The sequence below is a fragment of the Chlorogloeopsis sp. ULAP02 genome (assembly GCF_038404745.2).
Taxonomy (GTDB): Bacteria; Cyanobacteriota; Cyanobacteriia; order Cyanobacteriales; family Nostocaceae; genus Chlorogloeopsis.
Genome location: NZ_JAYKTT020000089.1, coordinates 26,795 through 43,886, shown reverse-complemented (window position 1 = coordinate 43,886; position 17,092 = coordinate 26,795). Strand labels below are relative to the sequence as shown.

Genomic DNA, 17,092 nt, shown 5'->3' with positions numbered 1-17,092 from the left:
ATGGAATTTTGGACAACAAATTTTGTTCTTTGCCTGAGTGAAAAAATGAGAGTTAGCTTTGGTTGATGTTTTTGCGCCAAAATGTGGTAGAAAAATTTGGAATAGGGACATCAACGGTGCATATAATTTGATCCTGTTTTCACCAGTCAAAAATACTCCTCGAAGAGAGAAAGTTTACGCCTTGAACATCTAGCTGCAAGATAGGAGACGCTGGTTATTACCCACAGTAGTGGGTGAGATCAACAAACCCTAGATGAAGTGAAGCGGAACTTAGGGTACCTCACAAGCCTGATACTTACCATTTAGGTGCTACAGCAAGCAAGTCTAGAATCGATTTTCGTTCTAAAGCTGGAGAAAACAAATACCCTTGAGCAAAATCACAATTTAAATTTTTTAGCTGTGTTAACTGCTGCTGGGTTTCGACGCCTTCGGCATTGGCTCTCATACCCATAGAATGAGCAATGCCAATCATTGCTGGTACTAATCCCATACTTTGTTGATTTTCTTGCATATATTTGACGAAAGATTTATCAATTTTGAGGGAATTTAATGGGAAGCTATGCAAGTAACTCAAAGAGGAATAACCAGTACCAAAATCATCCATAACTAACTTGATATTTCGCTCCTTGATATTATGAAGTATAGTTTTAATAGTTTCATTGTTATCCATAAGCACACTTTCTGTAATTTCTAACTCTAAATTAGCAGGATTGATTTTTATCTCCTTCAGAATTTAGTCAATTTTTGCGATTAAGTCAGGTGTAGAAAATAAACGTGGCGAAAGATTAACACTAATAGTTAAAGATTTTTGGGTTGATAGATAATTTTGTAAAAAATATAAAGTTTCACAGGCTGATTGTAATACCCAGAGATTAATAGCATTAATCAAACCTGTTTCTTCTGTTATGGGAATAAATGTTGTGGGGTAAACTAACCCTCTTTTTGGATGTTGCCAACGAACAAGGGCTTCAAGTCCAGCAATAGTACCTGTTGCTAAAGAAATTATTGGTTGATAATAGACAACAAATTCTTGACGTTCTACTGCTCTTCTCAAGTCATTTTCTAGCTCTAAAAGCTGAATTACTTCTTGATGCATTGCTGGATTAAAAACATGATATCTTGCTTTACCAAAAGCCTTCGCACGATACATAGCTGTGTCAGCATCCCTGAGTAAATACTCTGGCTTTTCATAATTAATCTGACCCCAATTAATCCCAATACTTGCATTAATAAATACTTCGTACCTAGATAGTTTAAAAGGCAGTAATAATTTTTGAAGAATATTTTCGGCTACCTCAATAGCCATATGAATATCTGTAATGTTTTCTAAGAGAATAGCAAATTCATCACCACCAAATCGCGCTAAGGTATCAAACGGGCTTAAAGATGCCTGCAAGCGTCGAGCAATGGCGATCAGTAGTTCATCTCCTACCAAATGTCCGAGAGAATCATTTACCACCTTGAAGCGATCGCAGTCTAAAAATAAGACAGCAAAGTGATAATCTGATTCCAATTTAGCGCGGTTGAGTGCTTGTTCTAAGCGTTTGAGAAACAAAACTCGATTTGGTAAACCAGTAAGAGAGTCATGCAACGCCATATCCAATAATTTACTTTGAAGTTGCTGGCGCTGATTCATTTCTTGTTGTAGTTTATGTAGAGCTTTTTCTAACTGGTAAGTACGTTCTTTTACCCTTTTTTCTAATTCAGCATTTAGTTGTAAGATTTCTGTTTGCGCCATTTTCAGTGCTAGTTGATTTTCTACACGCACCAAAACTTCTGCAAATTCAAACGGTTTGGTAATGTAGTCTACTCCTCCTACCTGAAAAGCTTTTACCTTATCAAAAATATCGTCTAATGCACTAATAAATATTACCGGGATAGCAGCAGTTAACTCCCATACTTTTAAACGTTGACAAATTTCATAGCCATCAACCTCCGGCATCATGATATCGAGTAGAATCAAGTCTGGCAATAAAGTTTGACAAGCGGTTAAAGCCATCTGCCAGTTGAGAGCTTTGCGAACGTTATACCCTTCCTTAGTTAGAAATGAAGACAAAACTCGCAAATTGTCTGGCATATCATCAATGATCAAAATATCTTTTTTAGCTGAGTTTATGCGTTCGTAATTCATTCTACATTTGCTCTAGTCAATTCCATAATTTTCTCAAACTGTATAGTTATTAGCTAAATCACTCAAAATCTGGGGCTTGATCTTGAGGAAGTTGCTTGAGTAAATCTAAAATCAACTCATCGCTACAACTGGCAGCAGCATGATGAATTTGGGCTACTCATTGAGGTGAAAACTGTAGCAATTGTGATGCAACTTCAGCAGAGGTTAGAGTTGGTTGCACTTGGTTTGCGATCGCTTCTGTCTTTTGGTTAGTGAATTTATCTGTGTATTTTACCCTTGGCTGGGTGCCAAGCCCATAATTTGATGTTGAAATTTTCTTGTCGAAATCTCACTGCAATCACTTAGATTGATGTGAATATCAAAAGTAAATTTACTACCTACACCAACTGTACTACTGACATCAATCTTGCCTCCCATCAGTTGCACATAGTTTTGACTAATTGCCAAACCTAGTCCGCTTCCCTGCTGGGCTTTCCTCCCATTTTCTGTTTGCCCAAAAGGATTAAACAGTAAGTGAATTTCTTCTGGAGAAATACCACAACCAGTATCAGTTACCTCAAAATCAGGGATTGGGTATCGGGAATTAGGCATTGATGATCAGCTATTGGGTAAAAATAGTAAGGGAATAGAGATGATTGATCAGCACGTTGTTGCCCCTTTTCTACGCCAGCCGCTACAACGGGGAACCAACAGTAGTTAATGCTAGTCGCTTGAATTCGGCACTAGATGCGTATTGGCTAACCTTCGGGTAACCAACACCAGGTGCGATCAAGGGGGGTTCTGGGAGTCTTTGCCTAGACGTGCTCTGTGCTGCTTCTGTTGGGGTATGGAGAAAGCCTCCGCTGAGACTTCTCTTCGTAAAGTATTGCCTCCCCAATATGCTGGCTCCTTGATGTCGGGAAAAATTTACTTTCAGAAGCCTTACCTGTGGGGAGGTTTCCCCCCACAGGTAAGGCTTCACCACCACACTGACTCCTCCCCTTGTCCTCTTTGTGATCCCTAGTTCCGATAGTTACCCGCAGCTTCACAGTACCACTTTCAGTAAATTTAATAGCATTTCCTAAGAGGTTGAGTAATACTTGCCGTAATTTATGAGAATCAGTTTTGATGTAGCGGGGTAGATTAGGCGCGTATTCAAATACTAGTTTTAATCCTTAGGCAGTAGCACGCAAGCTCAACGTCTGTTTAAGATTTTCTAGTAGAAGAATTAAGTCAAAGCTTGACAAATTTAATGTGGTTTTACCAGCCTCAATTTTAGATATTTCTAGGATCTCGTTGATTAGATGAAGCAAATGCTCCCCAACGCTATTAACAATTGCTATATTTTGTTGGTTTTCAACAGTTAGAGTCTTGTCATGGCTCATCATTTGAGTCAAGCCAAGAATAGCGTTGAGGAGAGTACGCAATTCGTGGCTCATGTTTGCGAGAAATTGACTTTTAGCTTGGCTTGCCCGCTCGGCAGCTTTTTGTCCTTGTTTTGCTGTTTGTTGAGATTTAATCAGTTCTTTATAGGAAAATTGCAGTTGTTTGATGACTTGCAAAAGTTCGCTAGTACGTTTTTTAACGTGAAGTTTTAAGGTTTGATTATATTCTGCCAGTAATTTTTGTGTTTGCTTGCTTTGACTAATATCGACAAAAGTGGCGATCGCAAAAATCATCTTACCGAATTCGTCGTAAATTACCTTCCCTGAAGTTTCAAGGCAAATAATTTTGTCTGGGTAACGAATTTCCATATCGTCAACAGTGATGTTTTCACCGTGCATTACTCTCAGTATAGGGAGGCGAGCACTTTGGTATAGTTGATCTGTTCTGGCAAGATAAACCTGATGCACTTGTATTATTTCTTCAATTGTGGTTGCATATACAACTGACTGACCAAAAATCTGCCTAACAGCTTCATTCATGTAGCTAATTTTACCATTAGTTTCTATGCTCATCACACCCATTGATATGGCTTCTAGAAATTGAGTCAATCGACTCTCACTTTTAAGGAACACTTTATTTAAGACTTTTAAATCAGTATTTCTAGCTCTGGGTTTGGTAAAACATTTGTGTAATTGCTTAACCATATTATTAACTGAGTTGACGAGTTCTGCGAGTTACTTAAAATTATTAATTTTTACATTTTCATTCCATTTACCCTCGGTAATTTTTTTAGTGAATCTGTTAAGCGGTAAAATCTGATTAAGTATCCAGTGAGTCTTAAAAATGCTGAAGAGGATAGCTATTAAAAAAGTTACTATACATAGTAAGACAGTAGTACGTACATTAGCTTGAATTTTTTCTGTAAATTCAATCTAAATTTAATTACTAATTAATGCTCCGGCATCTTCATCCAGAAATAATTTTGCTTGAGGTTGTTGACGAAGAATAGATGCTGGACAATCTGTACTGATATCACCTTGTAACATCTGTTTTACAATCTTAGCTTTGTGTGTTCCTGTGGTTATACAAAGAATTTTTCGTGCTGCACAAATCATTGGAACTGTTAGAGTAAAAGCATACTTAGGAACACTTTCTAAATTAGGAAAATGTCCTTGATTCACTTGTTGCTGGTGATTAACTTTATCTAATTTCACCAATTTCATATTGAAAGCATCCTGGAAGTTTGCTACTGATGGTTCGTTAAAAGCAAGATGTCCATTTTCTCCCACACCTAAACAACATAAATCAATTGGTTGTGCTTGCAATAATTTAGAATAGCGATCGCATTCCATTAAAGGTTCTAATGTATCACCTTTTATATAATGAAATTCCTTAGGTTTTACTAGTTTTTCGACACGTTCTCGTAGATAATATCGAAAACTAGCAGGATGCTCCGCAGAAATTCCTAGATATTCATCCAAATGAAAACAAGTAATTTGTGACCAATCAACTCCACCTAATGCAGTTAAATTCTCAAGAAATTTTATTTGAGAATTACCTGTCGCTAATACTACAGCAGCACTACCATTCTGCTGAAGAACATTCTGTAAATAAACTTGTGCGATTTTTGCTACATTCTGTGCTAATTCCGCTTCACAGTTATAAATCTGCACATCTAGATCGTTGACTCTGAAAATTTTTTTGGCAACTGACATCTGATTTTCTACAGAAAAAATTTGACGCTAAAAACGTATATGAGCAGACAAATTAATCTACCTCTACAAGTACTAATGCTTGTAGTTTATTCTCACTCAGAATCTTAATTATAGTTTTTTTGCCTTCATCAATGCAGAAATAATTACTAAGAAGACAAAACCGTGTAAACTATGTAAATAAACTTAATAATATTTTACATACAGCAAAAACCATGCTCACAGCAATTCTTTTTGACTTAGATGGAACGATAGCCAACACCGATCCAATTCACTACCAAGCTTGGCGCAAGATGCTTTTAGATTATAGTTTGGATATAGATGAAAAGTTCTATCAAACCAGGATTAGTGGAAAGACTAATGCTGAAATTATCAAAGATATCTTGCCACAATTATCACTAGAAGCAGGCATAAAATTTGCGGAAGAAAAAGAAGCAATGTTCCGTGAACAAGCACAAAATATTCAACCCTTACCTGGATTTACAGAACTATTAGCATGGACAGAGGCACATCAGCTAAAACGTGCCTTAGTTACTAATGCACCGAAATTAAATGCATATTTCATGCTAGAAGTTTTGGGGTTAAAAGAAGCCTTTGATAAAGTTGTGTTTGGAGAAGACTGCGTTGCAGGTAAACCCAATCCTGCACCCTACCAAGCTGCATTGAACAAGCTGGGAATAACAGCAGAAAATGCGATCGCTCTTGAAGATTCCCCTTCTGGTATACGTTCTGCCGTTAGTGCTGGTATCCGCACCATTGGTATTGCCTCTACCCACAACCCCGATGTTCTCAGGGAGAAGGGCGCATTTATGGTAATTCCTGATTTTACAGATTTGCAGTTGTGGACACTGCTGAATTCACAAATGGAGACAGAATTAGTAAATAGCTGATCGGAGTGGCATCTGTGGGGTAGTGCCAGGCTGTGTTGAAAATAGAGACTAGGGGCTAGAGAAAAGAAATTTCTTTCCCTTGTCGGTTCGCCGTAAAGCGTTGCGTTAGCTAGCGGCTTCCCTCCGGGAAGCCACCCAACGTAGTGGCTCCTCTGCCTTACGTCGAAGGTGGATAAAAAATACTGCCATTTTTCACTAGTATGATTGGTTGTGAAAATTACATCATATTTATTTTAAACTAGGCTCTGTGAATGAAGAGTTGCGCGATCGCACACGTCTGCGTTACAGGCACGGTACACTGTTTGAGTTGACTAATATGAGTTGAGCCACACTTTTCTTGAAAATATTGTTCTATGTCGGCATTTTTATTAGAAGTTGGTACAGAAGAACTACCTGCAAGCTTTTTAAGTAGCGCTGTAGCACAGTGGAAGTCGCTAATTCCCCAAAGTTTAGCAGACAACAGTCTCACAAGCGACGCCGTAGAAGTTTACGGTACTCCCAGACGCCTAGCGGTACTCATTAAAGGTTTACCATCTAAGCAAGCAGATCGTGAAGAAGAAATTAAAGGCCCACCTGCACAAGCTGCATTTAAAGATGGTACACCAACACCAGCAGCACAAGGTTTTGCCAAAAAGCAAGGTGTGGAACTCGATGCTTTAGAAGTTCGCGCTACCGACAAAGGGGATTTTGTCTTTGTGCGGAAAGTCATCCTCGGCCGCAGTGTAGCAGAAATTTTGACAGAACTTGTGCGAGAGTGGATTTCGCGTTTAGAAGGTAAGCGGTTGATGCGCTGGGGTGACGGAGATTTACGCTTTTCTCGTCCAATTCGTTGGTTGGTGACTTTATTAGATGAAGCAGTATTGCCGATAGAATTAGTGAATGGATCGGAGACGATAAAAAGTGATCGCATCTCCAGAGGGCATCGCATCTTGCATCCAGAGCCAGTAATTATTCCTCAAGCTATTGATTATGTGACTGTGATGCGGTTGGCATCCGTTGTTGTCAATGTTGAAGAAAGGGCAAAGATTATCACCCAAGAAGTCAAAGAGTCGGCACAAAAGTTAAATGGGTATGCCGAAATATACCCAGATTTGTTAGAGGAAGTTACTAACCTTGTAGAATGGCCCTCGGCTGTCATCGGTAAATTTGAAACAGAATATTTAAATTTACCAACAGAAGTAATCACCACTGTAATGGTGCATCATCAGCGTTACTTTCCTGTTTTTAAGAAGGCAGAAGGCGAACAATTAGATCCTTCTTCATCATCTGCTTCAAATAAAGAATTACTGCCCTATTTTGTCACGATTTCTAATGGTGATTCAGCTAAATCAGATATTATTGCTGTAGGGAATGAAAGAGTGATTCGGGCGCGTTTAGCTGATGGCAAATTTTTCTATGATGCCGACTTAAAAAATCCCTTGGACAACTTTTTACCTCAATTAGCAAAAGTCACTTTCCAAGAAGATTTAGGCTCGCTACTTGATAAAGTAGGGCGAATATCCAAAATTGCCGCCCAGATTGCAGAACAGTTGCAATTAAATGATGGTGAAAGCCACAATATTCACCGCGCTGCATTACTGTGCAAGGCTGATTTAGTAAGCCAAATGGTGTACGAATTTCCTGAATTACAGGGAGTTATGGGACAAAAATATGCCTTAGCCAGCGAAGAACCACAAACAGTAGCAACGGCAATTTTTGAGCATTATTTGCCACGGAGTGCAGATGATATTTTACCCCAAACTTTAACAGGACAAGTTGTCGGTTTGGCAGACAGATTAGATACATTAGTCAGTATCTTTGGCTTGGGAATGATTCCCACAGGTTCCTCCGATCCCTTTGCCTTGCGTCGGGCAGCTAATGCAGTAATTAACATTACATGGACGGCTGATTTATCGATTAATTTGCAACAGCTATTAGAGCAAATAGCCACAGATTTTGTTGCAGTTCAGGATAAAGATAAAACAGAATTAGTGACTAATTTGGAAGAATTTTTCCTACAACGTATCCGCACCTTACTGCAAGAAGAAAAACAGATTGATTATGACTTGGTAAATGCTGTTTTGGGAGAAAATGACCGAGAATATGTAGAAAGAGCCTTAAGAGATTTATTGGATGTACGCGATCGCGCTTTATTCTTGCAACAAATTCGTAACGACGGCACCCTAGATAAAATCTACGAAACCGTCAATCGTTCGGCACGTTTAGCAGCCCAAGGAGATTTGGATACAAAACAACTCGATCCAACCGTTGCAGTCAACCCAGAACTATTCCAAAAGCCTTCAGAAGCAGCCTTTTACAACGCCTTAGTAGAATTGTTACCTCAAACTCAAGCCGCAGGGCGATCGCGCAATTATCAACTGTTGGTAGCAGGGCTAGAAAAAATTGCTCCCACAGTCAGTAACTTTTTTGATGGGGCAGACAGCGTTTTAGTGATGGATCCCGATCCCCAGATCAAGCGCAATCGATTACACTTACTTGGTTTATTGCGTAACCACGCCCGTGTGTTGGCGGATTTTGGAGCAGTTGTAAAAAATTTGTAGCCATCATCTATCAAAAGGTAGTGTAAATTGTGCCAATACACGTTACGATAAGGAGTGCTTAACCAGGGACTTCTGCTACAGTCTATGCCCAAAGGCCATGTTATTGGATTAGGAAAATCCGGTGTCGCTGCGGCGAGATTGTTGAAACAGCAGGGATGGGAGGTGGTGCTAAGTGATCGCAACACCTCTGCCAACCTGCAAAAACAACAACAAGAATTAGCAACTGAACAAATTGCTGTTGAACTAGGGTATTCCTTGGAATTAGATAGTTCAGATTTACCACAATTAATAGTTGTTAGCCCCGGCGTTCCCTGGGATATTCCCGAATTAGTCAAAGCACGAGAATTGGGTATAGAAATGATCGGGGAAATGGAACTCGCTTGGCGGTATTTACAACCAGTTCCTTGGGTAGCAATTACTGGCACCAATGGTAAAACTACTACTACCTCTTTAATTGCTGCAATTTTTCAAACAGCGGGATTGGACGCACCAGCGTGCGGTAATATTGGCTACGCTGCCTGTGAAGTAGCCTTAGCACCAAAGCGCCCTGATTGGGTAATCGGGGAAATTAGCAGCTACCAAATCGAATCTTCTTCTTCTTTAGCACCGCGTATTGGTGTATGGACGACTTTTACGCCAGATCACCTCAGTCGCCACAAAACATTAGAGAATTACTACAATATCAAAGCCCGTTTGCTGCGTAACTCAGAGATCCAAATATTTAATGGCGATGACGTATATTTGAATAAATTAGGTTTAAGTCATTGGCCTGATGCCTATTGGACAAGTATAAAAGGCAAAGATTTCCTGATTGGAGATAAAGGTTTTTACATCGAAAATGGTTGGGTTGTCGAAAAATTAACTGCAACATCTACACCTGAAGCCATTATCGAAGTATCTGCATTGCGAATGGTAGGAGAACACAATCAGCAAAATTTATTAATGTCAGTTGCTGCGGCGCGGTTAGCAGGAATTGATCCAGCCGCCATTTCTCGTGCCATTAGTGAGTTTCCTGGTGTTCCTCATCGCTTGGAACATATTTGTACTTGGCAAGGCATTGATTTTATTAACGACAGCAAAGCCACTAACTACGACGCCGCCGAAGTTGGATTAGCATCGGTTAAAAGTCCCGTCATTTTAATTGCTGGTGGTGAAGCAAAAGCTGGTGAGGATACTGGCTGGATGGCACAAATTAAAGCCAAAGCCGCCGCAGTATTACTAATTGGCGATGCAGCACCCACCTTTGCTCAACGCTTGCAAGAGCTTGGGTATGGTAATTATGAAATTGTAGAAACAATGGACAAAGCTGTTCCTAGAGCGGCAGAATTAGCTCAAAAGTATCAAGCATCTGTAGTTTTGCTGTCGCCCGCTTGTGCAAGCTTCGATCAATACGCCAACTTTGAGCAAAGAGGCGATCGCTTCCGGCAGTTGTGTTTGGAGTGGGTAGAAAATAGTTAAACTTTGCTTGTTACAATCAGTGTAAATTGCAAGGATACTACCCACTATGTCTGAAGTCGGTACTGTAGATATCAACTTTCCTGAAATTTCAGACGCAGAAGTTACCTTTCCACCTGGCGATTTATGGAGTGATGAACCCCCTTTGGAAAGCGATTTACACCGCGATCAAATTGAACTCTTAATTAGTATCCTCAAACTTTGGTGGCGAGAACGTCAAGATTTTTACGCTTCTGGGAACCTAACAGTTTATTATAGTCCCAACCAGAAAAAGTCAGAGTATTTCCGAGGCCCTGATTTTTTTGTAGTTTTGGGAACCGAGAAAAAAGACCGTAAAAGTTGGGTAGTCTGGCAAGAAGACGGCAAGTATCCCAATCTAATTATCGAAATTTTATCAAACTCTACTGCCGATGTTGACAAAGGCTTCAAAAAGCAACTTTATCAAGACACTTTCCGCACACCTGATTACTTCTGGTTTGATCCTGTCACACTAGAATTTCAGGGATTTCATTTAGTAGATGGGCAATATCAAGAAATTCAACTTACTCCTGATGGCAAGTTGTGGAGTCAGCAATTAGAACTTTATTTAGGAGTGCATGAAGGGAAATTACGTTACTTCACACCTGGAAGAGAATTGATACCTTCTGCTGAAGAATTAGCGGAACAAGAAAGATTACGCGCTCAAAAAGCTGAGGAACGTTTACAACAAACAGAGCAAGAATTAGCTAGATTGCGAGAAATTTTACGCGCCCAGGGAATAGATCCTGAGAATATTTAACTTCACTCTTCACTCTCGGCAAAATTTACGCGATCGTAAATATCATTCAAACTAATTTGAAACCGGATAGAACTAAATTCCAAAACAGCTTCTTGGGATTCATATTCAGTTAATAACCATTTTCCTTCAAGAGTTTTGCTGTGCTGCATGACATAATATCTTGCTTGATCAATTAGGATATATTCTTTAAACTCAGGAATTGACCGATAGTAGAGAAACTTGTCACCTTGGTCATAGTTTTTAGTTGACTTGGATAATACCTCAACAATTAACAACGGATTCATTACGGTAGTTGTACCCATTCCCGTATAAAGCGGTTCTCCCTCGATTACCATGATATCGGGATAAGTGTACTGGCGATAACGGGGTATCCAAAGTTTTACACCACCGATATAAATATCGTAATTTTGCCCCGTCAAATAAAACTTTAAATAGGCAGCAAAGTTACCAGCAATTTCATTATGATTCGTCGTTAATCCTACTATAGGAATGATTTCTCCGTCACGATATTCACTCTTGTACTCCGCCGCCTCTTCTAGTGCTAAATATTCTTTTGGGGTGCAGTAGCGTTTGGGGGTTTTTACTTGCATAAATGATTAATATAGCTCTATTTCTATTTAAACTTGGAGATTTTAGACTTTGAAAAAATACAGTAGGCTGATGCTCAAGTAGAAATACAACTTGACGATGACATAATTATCTTCGTTAAAGAGATTGCAAAATTCAGCAGTGAGACTCTAGGACTTCCTGGCGAGACTCCTAGACTCAATGATGAGGTTATTATCCTCGTTGACGAGATTGCAATACTCAATAACGAGACTTGAAATCTTGCTGATGAGGCTCCCAGACTCAACAGTGAGACTCGGAGACTCGCTGGCGAGGCTCCCAAACTCAACAACGAGGATTGAAACCTTGTTAGCAAAACTCCCACACTTGATGATGAGATGGTTATCCTGGCTAAAGAGATTCCAAAAACCTGTACCTCAAGAACCGCTTACATCACCAGAAAGAGAACCTACTCCTCCCAGTTGGCGTAATCATCCAACTTTTATAGTGAAATAAAAGTCTAGTCTCTAGAGTAAAATTTTCCAGAAAATTAGCTACCAGTCAAAGAAGTCCAAGAAGTTAAATTTATATGTAAGGATGGATAGATAATGTTGAGGAGTGTACCTTTACTACTGTCTCTAATATCTGCATCACACAGCTTTACAAATATTTCATTTAACGCACATCTAATTTCCCATCATTTGCTTGGCAATAGTTTGTCTGCTGCTCCAAAATTAATAATTGCTCAACAAAAACTTCCTACGCTACGAAAAGAAGGATACTTGTTTCAATTTACAGGATGTTCACAACAGTCAGATGATATAGTAATATGCTCTTTTGTAGTAAAAAATGAACAACCAATAACTAGATATCTTATCATTTCTAGTTATCTAACAAGGATAATAGATAGTGCAGGTAACGAATTCACAGCTTCACAAGTTAATCTAGGAAATAAATCAAGCAAGGTCTCCGCACCCAATCAAATGCCAAGGAATGTTCCTATGAAAGGTAGTGCTATATTTCGTGGGTCAATCACAAATACCATATCCTTGTTTGATATAAAGACTAACGGCTTTAATGTTGAATTTATACAGGAATAGATAATGAATCAGTTTTGAAGTTCAGGTTACTGTAGTTACTAACGGGATTTTTAAATTATAGAGACGTAATTCAGCGCGTCTCTACAACTAATCTTAAACAACTGCACTTTGTATTACCTTGCATTTTTAAAACCTAACAATCATAAGTTTACAATTACTAATCTGCATATGATATTTCCCAAACCATTCATAGTGACTTTTTTAGACAAACAAAGAGCGATCGCAACTTTCACTTTATCTCAGCAAACGAGTTAACTATTCTTGTTTTATTTTCAATAAGTTGATTATGTTGCATATCTTCTGAGTAGAGAATGCTGCAATTACAGAGTAAAGCCGTAGATATGACTAAACTATCCCAATAAGAGTAACCGTATCCTGAGTTAATGTCTAATGCTGCCAAGACCTTTAAAATATCAATTTCTACAACTAAAAAATTTGTAGCAATTTCTCCAATAATTTGTTTTGCTTCTTCTTTTGTTGTCAAATTCTTTTTGGTTAATACATTATAAAGCTCTCCTAAAATCTGTGTACTGACAATCAATAACTCAAAATTATCAGAAATGATTTCTTTAACTTTGAGATATTTACTTGGAGGATTCTTAGCATAGAGATAGACCAAGAGATTAGTATCAATCATAACCTTATCTACCATGCAATTCCTCTCTATCGAAGTGATAGTTTTCAGGTAAGGCAAATGAATGACTGTCTACTAAATTAAAAAATCTTTCTTTTTTTGCCTCAAGTTCATCCGTTTCCACAATAATAACTTTGAGGGTTTTGCCTTCCATATCTGAACTGAGTTTTTCTTTCAGGATTAAATTACCGTTTTCATAGGTAGCTTGTAGAACTTTGTACATATATTTTATTTGCTGAAGATTCAGATTTAAGATTTGGAATTTTGGATTATAAAGACGCGATTAATCGCGTCTCTACAACAATCTTAAACAACCGCCGCCTCCACAACTGCGCCCTGCATTTTCTCAAACGCATCAATCAGGGTTTGCAACTGCTGATCCGCCTTAAACACTGCCAAACCCCGCACTGTGACTTTTCCTGGTGAGTAAACAAAGCGAGACTTGAGATTTTCTGGTAAATTCGCTGCCAACAAGTTCCAAGCTGGTTCCTCCATCGGCGTTTCTAACACAACGTGCTGCTTGGCTTCTGGTTTAATTCGGCTGAAGCCTAGCTTTTTCCCTAGCTGTTTCAATTCCATCACCCGCAATAGTTGGTTTGCAGGTGTGGGAACAGCACCATAGCGATCGCTCCACTCAGCAGCAATTTGTTTGAGTTCTTCTTTAGACTTGGCAGCCGCCACCGCCCGGTAGGCACTCACTTTTTGATCGATATCTGGAATATAATCTGCGGGAATAAACGCCGTGAGGTTGAGATCAATCTGCGTATCATCAACTTTGGGAATTTCTTGCCCTCGGATTTCCCGAATCGCTTCTTCCAGCATTTCCATGTATAAATCAAAACCGATTACATCCATTTGACCGGATTGTTCTGCGCCTAGCAAGTTACCGACTCCGCGAATTTCCATATCGCGCATTGCTAATTGATACCCAGAACCCAATTGAGTAAATTCCTGAATCGCCCGCAAGCGTTGCCGCGCTGCATCAGATAACGTCCTTTGTTTCGGATAAAATAGCCAAGCATGAGCCTGGATACCTGCACGTCCTACACGTCCCCGCAATTGATATAACTGTGCTAAACCAAAGCGGTGAGCATCTTCAATCAAAATAGTGTTAACTCGCGGAATATCTAAACCAGATTCAATAATCGTGGTACAGACAAGGATATCTGCTTCACCACTACTGAAAGAGAGCATCGTTGCTTCTAACTCGCTTTCATCCATTTGTCCGTGGGCGATCGCTATTCTTGCTCCCGGTATCATCTCCCGCAAGTTACCTGCTGTCTCTTCAATTCCTTCCACCCGTGGGACTACGTAGAAAATCTGTCCGCCTCTGTCAAGTTCCTGACGAATCGCGCTGCGGATACTTTCGGAATTCATCGCTGCCAGATGGGTTTTAATTGGACGCCGAGATGGTGGCGGGGTGGTAATCAAACTCATTTCCCGAATGCCTGACAAAGACATATACAATGTCCGGGGAATCGGAGTAGCAGAGAGGGTAAGTACATCAATCTGAGTTTTTAGCGTTTTAATTTTCTCTTTTTGGTTCACCCCAAATCGCTGTTCTTCATCCACCACCAACAGTCCTAATTCTTTGAAAGTAACTTCTTTACCCAAAAGTTGGTGCGTACCCACAACTATATCTAACTCACCCGTGGCTAATCGTTTTTGAATTTCGCGGCGTTCTTGGGGACTGCGGAAGCGGTTGAGTAACCCAACGTTAATAGGGTAGGGAGCAAAGCGTTCTTTGAGGGTGTGATAGTGTTGTTGCGTTAGGATGGTAGTAGGTGCAAGGAGTGCAACCTGTTTCCCGGCGGTGACAGCTTTAAAGATAGCGCGAATAGCTACTTCAGTTTTACCAAAACCAACGTCGCCACAGACTAAGCGATCCATCGGGCGATCGCTTTCCATATCCCGTTTGACATCTTGTACAGCCTTGAGTTGATCGGTTGTGGGTTGGTAAGGAAAAGAGTCTTCAAGTTCCTGCTGCCAAGGCATATCTGTTGGAAAGGCAAAACCTTTTTGTTGCGATCGCGCTGCATACAATTTAAGCAAGTCCACCGCCAATTTCTTAATCGCTCTGCGGACTTTATTCTTGGTGTTTTCCCAAGCTTTGCCAGTCATTTTATTAAGTTCTGGCGGTTTCTGAGTCGTTGTCCGAAACCGCGACAGCGCACCCACTTGATCGGCTGCTACCCGCAGCAAACCATCGGCATATTGCACTACCAAGTACTCACGGGTTTCGTGGTTAATTGTCAGACTTTCCAACTTGAGGAATTTACCTACACCGTGGTTTCTGTGTACCACAAAGTCGCCAGGGCGAAGCTTATTAGGATCTACTTGTTTAGAAGTAGCTTTTCTGCGCTTACGGACATAGCTAAAAGTGGCAAGGCTATGTTGCCCGTAAAATTCACGGTCAGTAATAATAACGATACGGAATGTAGGCAGAATAAAACCTTCTAACTCTGCCATTCCGGAATATTTTAAGGCAATAGGTACGTGATTGATTTGTAGCTTTTCAATCGCTTGGTAGTCACGGGGATTAGGTATAAACTGAGCTGGGCAGTCGTGTTCTTGTAATAGAGATACAGAACGACTAGGTTGTGCCGAAATTAACCAAATAGAAAAATTGCGATCGCGCTCTTGTCGCAGTGTATCTGCAATTTTGGCGAAGGAATGGGGCGTTGCTGGTACTCCACGACTGGCAAGATTTATACCTTGATTTTCCTCTGCAAGTTCTGATAAATGTACTCTCTTGAACTCTGCCAAAGCAGCTAAACAATCATCAAACCAACGATGAATTTTTGGTAAGGCAATCAAGGCTTCTTCAATGCTTCTGTCTCCATTCTCGTCTGCGCCTCTACTCCCCAAAGCTAACCACTGCTCCTCAGCATTCTCCACCCAGCGATCGCTGTGAGCGTGACACTGTTCTGGCTCATCAATGGCAATCAGGGTATTTTCTGGTAAATAATCTAACAATGAAGCTGGTTCGCGAAAAGCAAGTCCTAAAAAGCGACGACTACCTTCTAAAGATGTACCTGCTTCAAACTGTTCTTGTTCAACTACAGAAAGATAAGTTTTAACTGTTTCTAGCACCTCCTCACTTAAAGCCGATTGAACTACAGGGGAAAAGCTCGTAGGAGTGAGAATCAGCTGCTCAACCTTATCTAACGCAGAACGCTGAGTGGACGGATCAAATTCTCGTATTTGTTCAATCTCATCACCAAACCATTCTAAGCGTACTGGCAACTCAGAAGACACTGGAAATACATCAACAATATCGCCACGGCGGCTCCACTGTCCTTCCGTTTCTACCAGAGGAACCCGCTCGTAACCTAAACTAGTGATTTTTTCGCCAAAACAATCTAGGTCAAACTCTATACCAGACTTAATAGTAAGACAGAAAGGTTTGAAAGCTTCTAATGGTGGCAGGTGCAGTTGCAGAGCAGCATGAGTGGCAACAACAGCAATTTGTCTCCTGTCTCCTGTCTGCTGTCCCCTCACTTGAACTAAATCCGCCAACACCTGCATCTGTCCCCAAGTCATTTCAGTCTCAGGATCAAAAGGTTCGTAGGGAGAGGCTTCGGAGGTTGGGTAAAAATGCACAGTTTGCCATCCCATAGCCTCTAGCTGTGCGGAAAAGCGTCCTGCTTCTTCCAAAGTTGCACAAACCACAAACAAATTCTGCCCCTCAGTTTGAGCCAAACTTGACGCTATCAAGCCTTTTGGCAACCGGGGTATACCGTTTAAATGCAAATCTTGTTGTCGATTTAGCTTGTTAATAAGCTCTGTGGTGAGCGGCGATCGCCCTAGAGTACGCACAATGGAAGAAAAAGCCATAAGTTCAAAAAACAGGTGGAAGTCGTTCTGAGCAGCAATGGATAATCATAGCCCCTACTTTAACTATTTTAGAAATGTCAAGGATGGTAGAAGCTTTGTTTGAA

The 17,092-nt window shown here is 40.2% G+C and carries 13 protein-coding genes and 1 pseudogene; 5 read left to right on the top strand and 9 right to left on the bottom strand.

The features are described from left to right. Positions 1–295: 295 nt before the first annotated feature. The 5 genes and pseudogenes from U2718_RS33565 to U2718_RS33545 all read right to left on the bottom strand — a co-directional run bounded on the left by U2718_RS33565 (position 296) and on the right by U2718_RS33545 (position 5,211). A pseudogene (locus U2718_RS33565) lies at positions 296–2,131 on the bottom strand (EAL domain-containing protein). Between the two features lie 270 nt (positions 2,132–2,401). Further along, positions 2,402–2,722: an ATP-binding protein gene (locus tag U2718_RS33560; protein WP_411813407.1), complete on the bottom strand. Its 321-nt coding sequence runs from the start codon at positions 2,720–2,722 to the stop codon at positions 2,402–2,404. A gap of 82 nt (positions 2,723–2,804) precedes the next feature. After that, the gene (locus tag U2718_RS33555) at positions 2,805–3,098 is read right to left on the bottom strand and encodes a hypothetical protein (RefSeq protein WP_341993777.1); all 294 of its coding nucleotides are present in this window, start codon (positions 3,096–3,098) and stop codon (positions 2,805–2,807) included. Positions 3,099–3,285: 187 nt separating this feature from the next. Then, entirely contained in the window at positions 3,286–4,200 is a 915-nt protein-coding gene (locus U2718_RS33550; protein ID WP_411813406.1) for a histidine kinase dimerization/phospho-acceptor domain-containing protein, read from the bottom strand. Between the two features lie 234 nt (positions 4,201–4,434). Continuing rightward, positions 4,435–5,211: a glucosamine-6-phosphate deaminase gene (locus U2718_RS33545; RefSeq protein ID WP_341993730.1), complete on the bottom strand. Its 777-nt coding sequence runs from the start codon at positions 5,209–5,211 to the stop codon at positions 4,435–4,437. A gap of 212 nt (positions 5,212–5,423) precedes the next feature. On the opposite strand from U2718_RS33545, the gene U2718_RS33540 reads away from it, so the two are divergent. The 4 genes from U2718_RS33540 (at position 5,424) to U2718_RS33525 (ending at position 10,871) form a co-directional block, all read left to right on the top strand. After that, positions 5,424–6,098, top strand: coding sequence for an HAD-IA family hydrolase (locus U2718_RS33540; protein WP_341993729.1), 675 nt, complete (start codon positions 5,424–5,426; stop codon positions 6,096–6,098). Positions 6,099–6,451: 353 nt separating this feature from the next. Then, entirely contained in the window at positions 6,452–8,638 is a 2,187-nt protein-coding gene (glyS, locus tag U2718_RS33535; protein ID WP_341993728.1) for a glycine--tRNA ligase subunit beta, read from the top strand. 84 nt (positions 8,639–8,722) lie between these two features. Continuing rightward, positions 8,723–10,096 carry a UDP-N-acetylmuramoyl-L-alanine--D-glutamate ligase gene (murD, locus tag U2718_RS33530; protein WP_341993727.1) on the top strand — a complete coding sequence of 458 codons (1,374 nt, stop codon included), beginning with the start codon at positions 8,723–8,725 and terminating at the stop codon, positions 10,094–10,096. Positions 10,097–10,142: 46 nt separating this feature from the next. Next, on the top strand, positions 10,143–10,871 hold the full coding sequence (locus U2718_RS33525) for a Uma2 family endonuclease (RefSeq protein WP_341993726.1): 729 nt from the start codon (positions 10,143–10,145) through the stop codon (positions 10,869–10,871). 2 nt (positions 10,872–10,873) lie between these two features. Here the strand turns inward: U2718_RS33525 and U2718_RS33520 are convergent, their stop codons facing one another. After that, positions 10,874–11,461 carry a Uma2 family endonuclease gene (locus U2718_RS33520; protein ID WP_341993725.1) on the bottom strand — a complete coding sequence of 196 codons (588 nt, stop codon included), beginning with the start codon at positions 11,459–11,461 and terminating at the stop codon, positions 10,874–10,876. A 564-nt stretch (positions 11,462–12,025) separates the two neighbouring features. Here U2718_RS33520 and U2718_RS33515 point away from each other — a divergent pair. Continuing rightward, positions 12,026–12,517 carry a hypothetical protein gene (locus tag U2718_RS33515; RefSeq protein ID WP_341993724.1) on the top strand — a complete coding sequence of 164 codons (492 nt, stop codon included), beginning with the start codon at positions 12,026–12,028 and terminating at the stop codon, positions 12,515–12,517. 229 nt (positions 12,518–12,746) lie between these two features. Here the strand turns inward: U2718_RS33515 and U2718_RS33510 are convergent, their stop codons facing one another. From U2718_RS33510 to mfd, 3 genes are all read right to left on the bottom strand, one after another. Beyond that, positions 12,747–13,169: a PIN domain-containing protein gene (locus U2718_RS33510; RefSeq protein ID WP_341993723.1), complete on the bottom strand. Its 423-nt coding sequence runs from the start codon at positions 13,167–13,169 to the stop codon at positions 12,747–12,749. Then, positions 13,159–13,374 carry an antitoxin AF2212-like protein gene (locus U2718_RS33505; protein WP_341993722.1) on the bottom strand — a complete coding sequence of 72 codons (216 nt, stop codon included), beginning with the start codon at positions 13,372–13,374 and terminating at the stop codon, positions 13,159–13,161. Before U2718_RS33505 ends, U2718_RS33510 begins: the two co-directional genes overlap by 11 nt. Positions 13,375–13,457: 83 nt before the next feature. Further along, a complete protein-coding gene (mfd, locus tag U2718_RS33500) occupies positions 13,458–16,988 on the bottom strand; it encodes a transcription-repair coupling factor (protein WP_341993720.1) in 3,531 nt (1,176 codons plus the stop codon). Between the last annotated feature and the right edge of the window lie 104 nt (positions 16,989–17,092).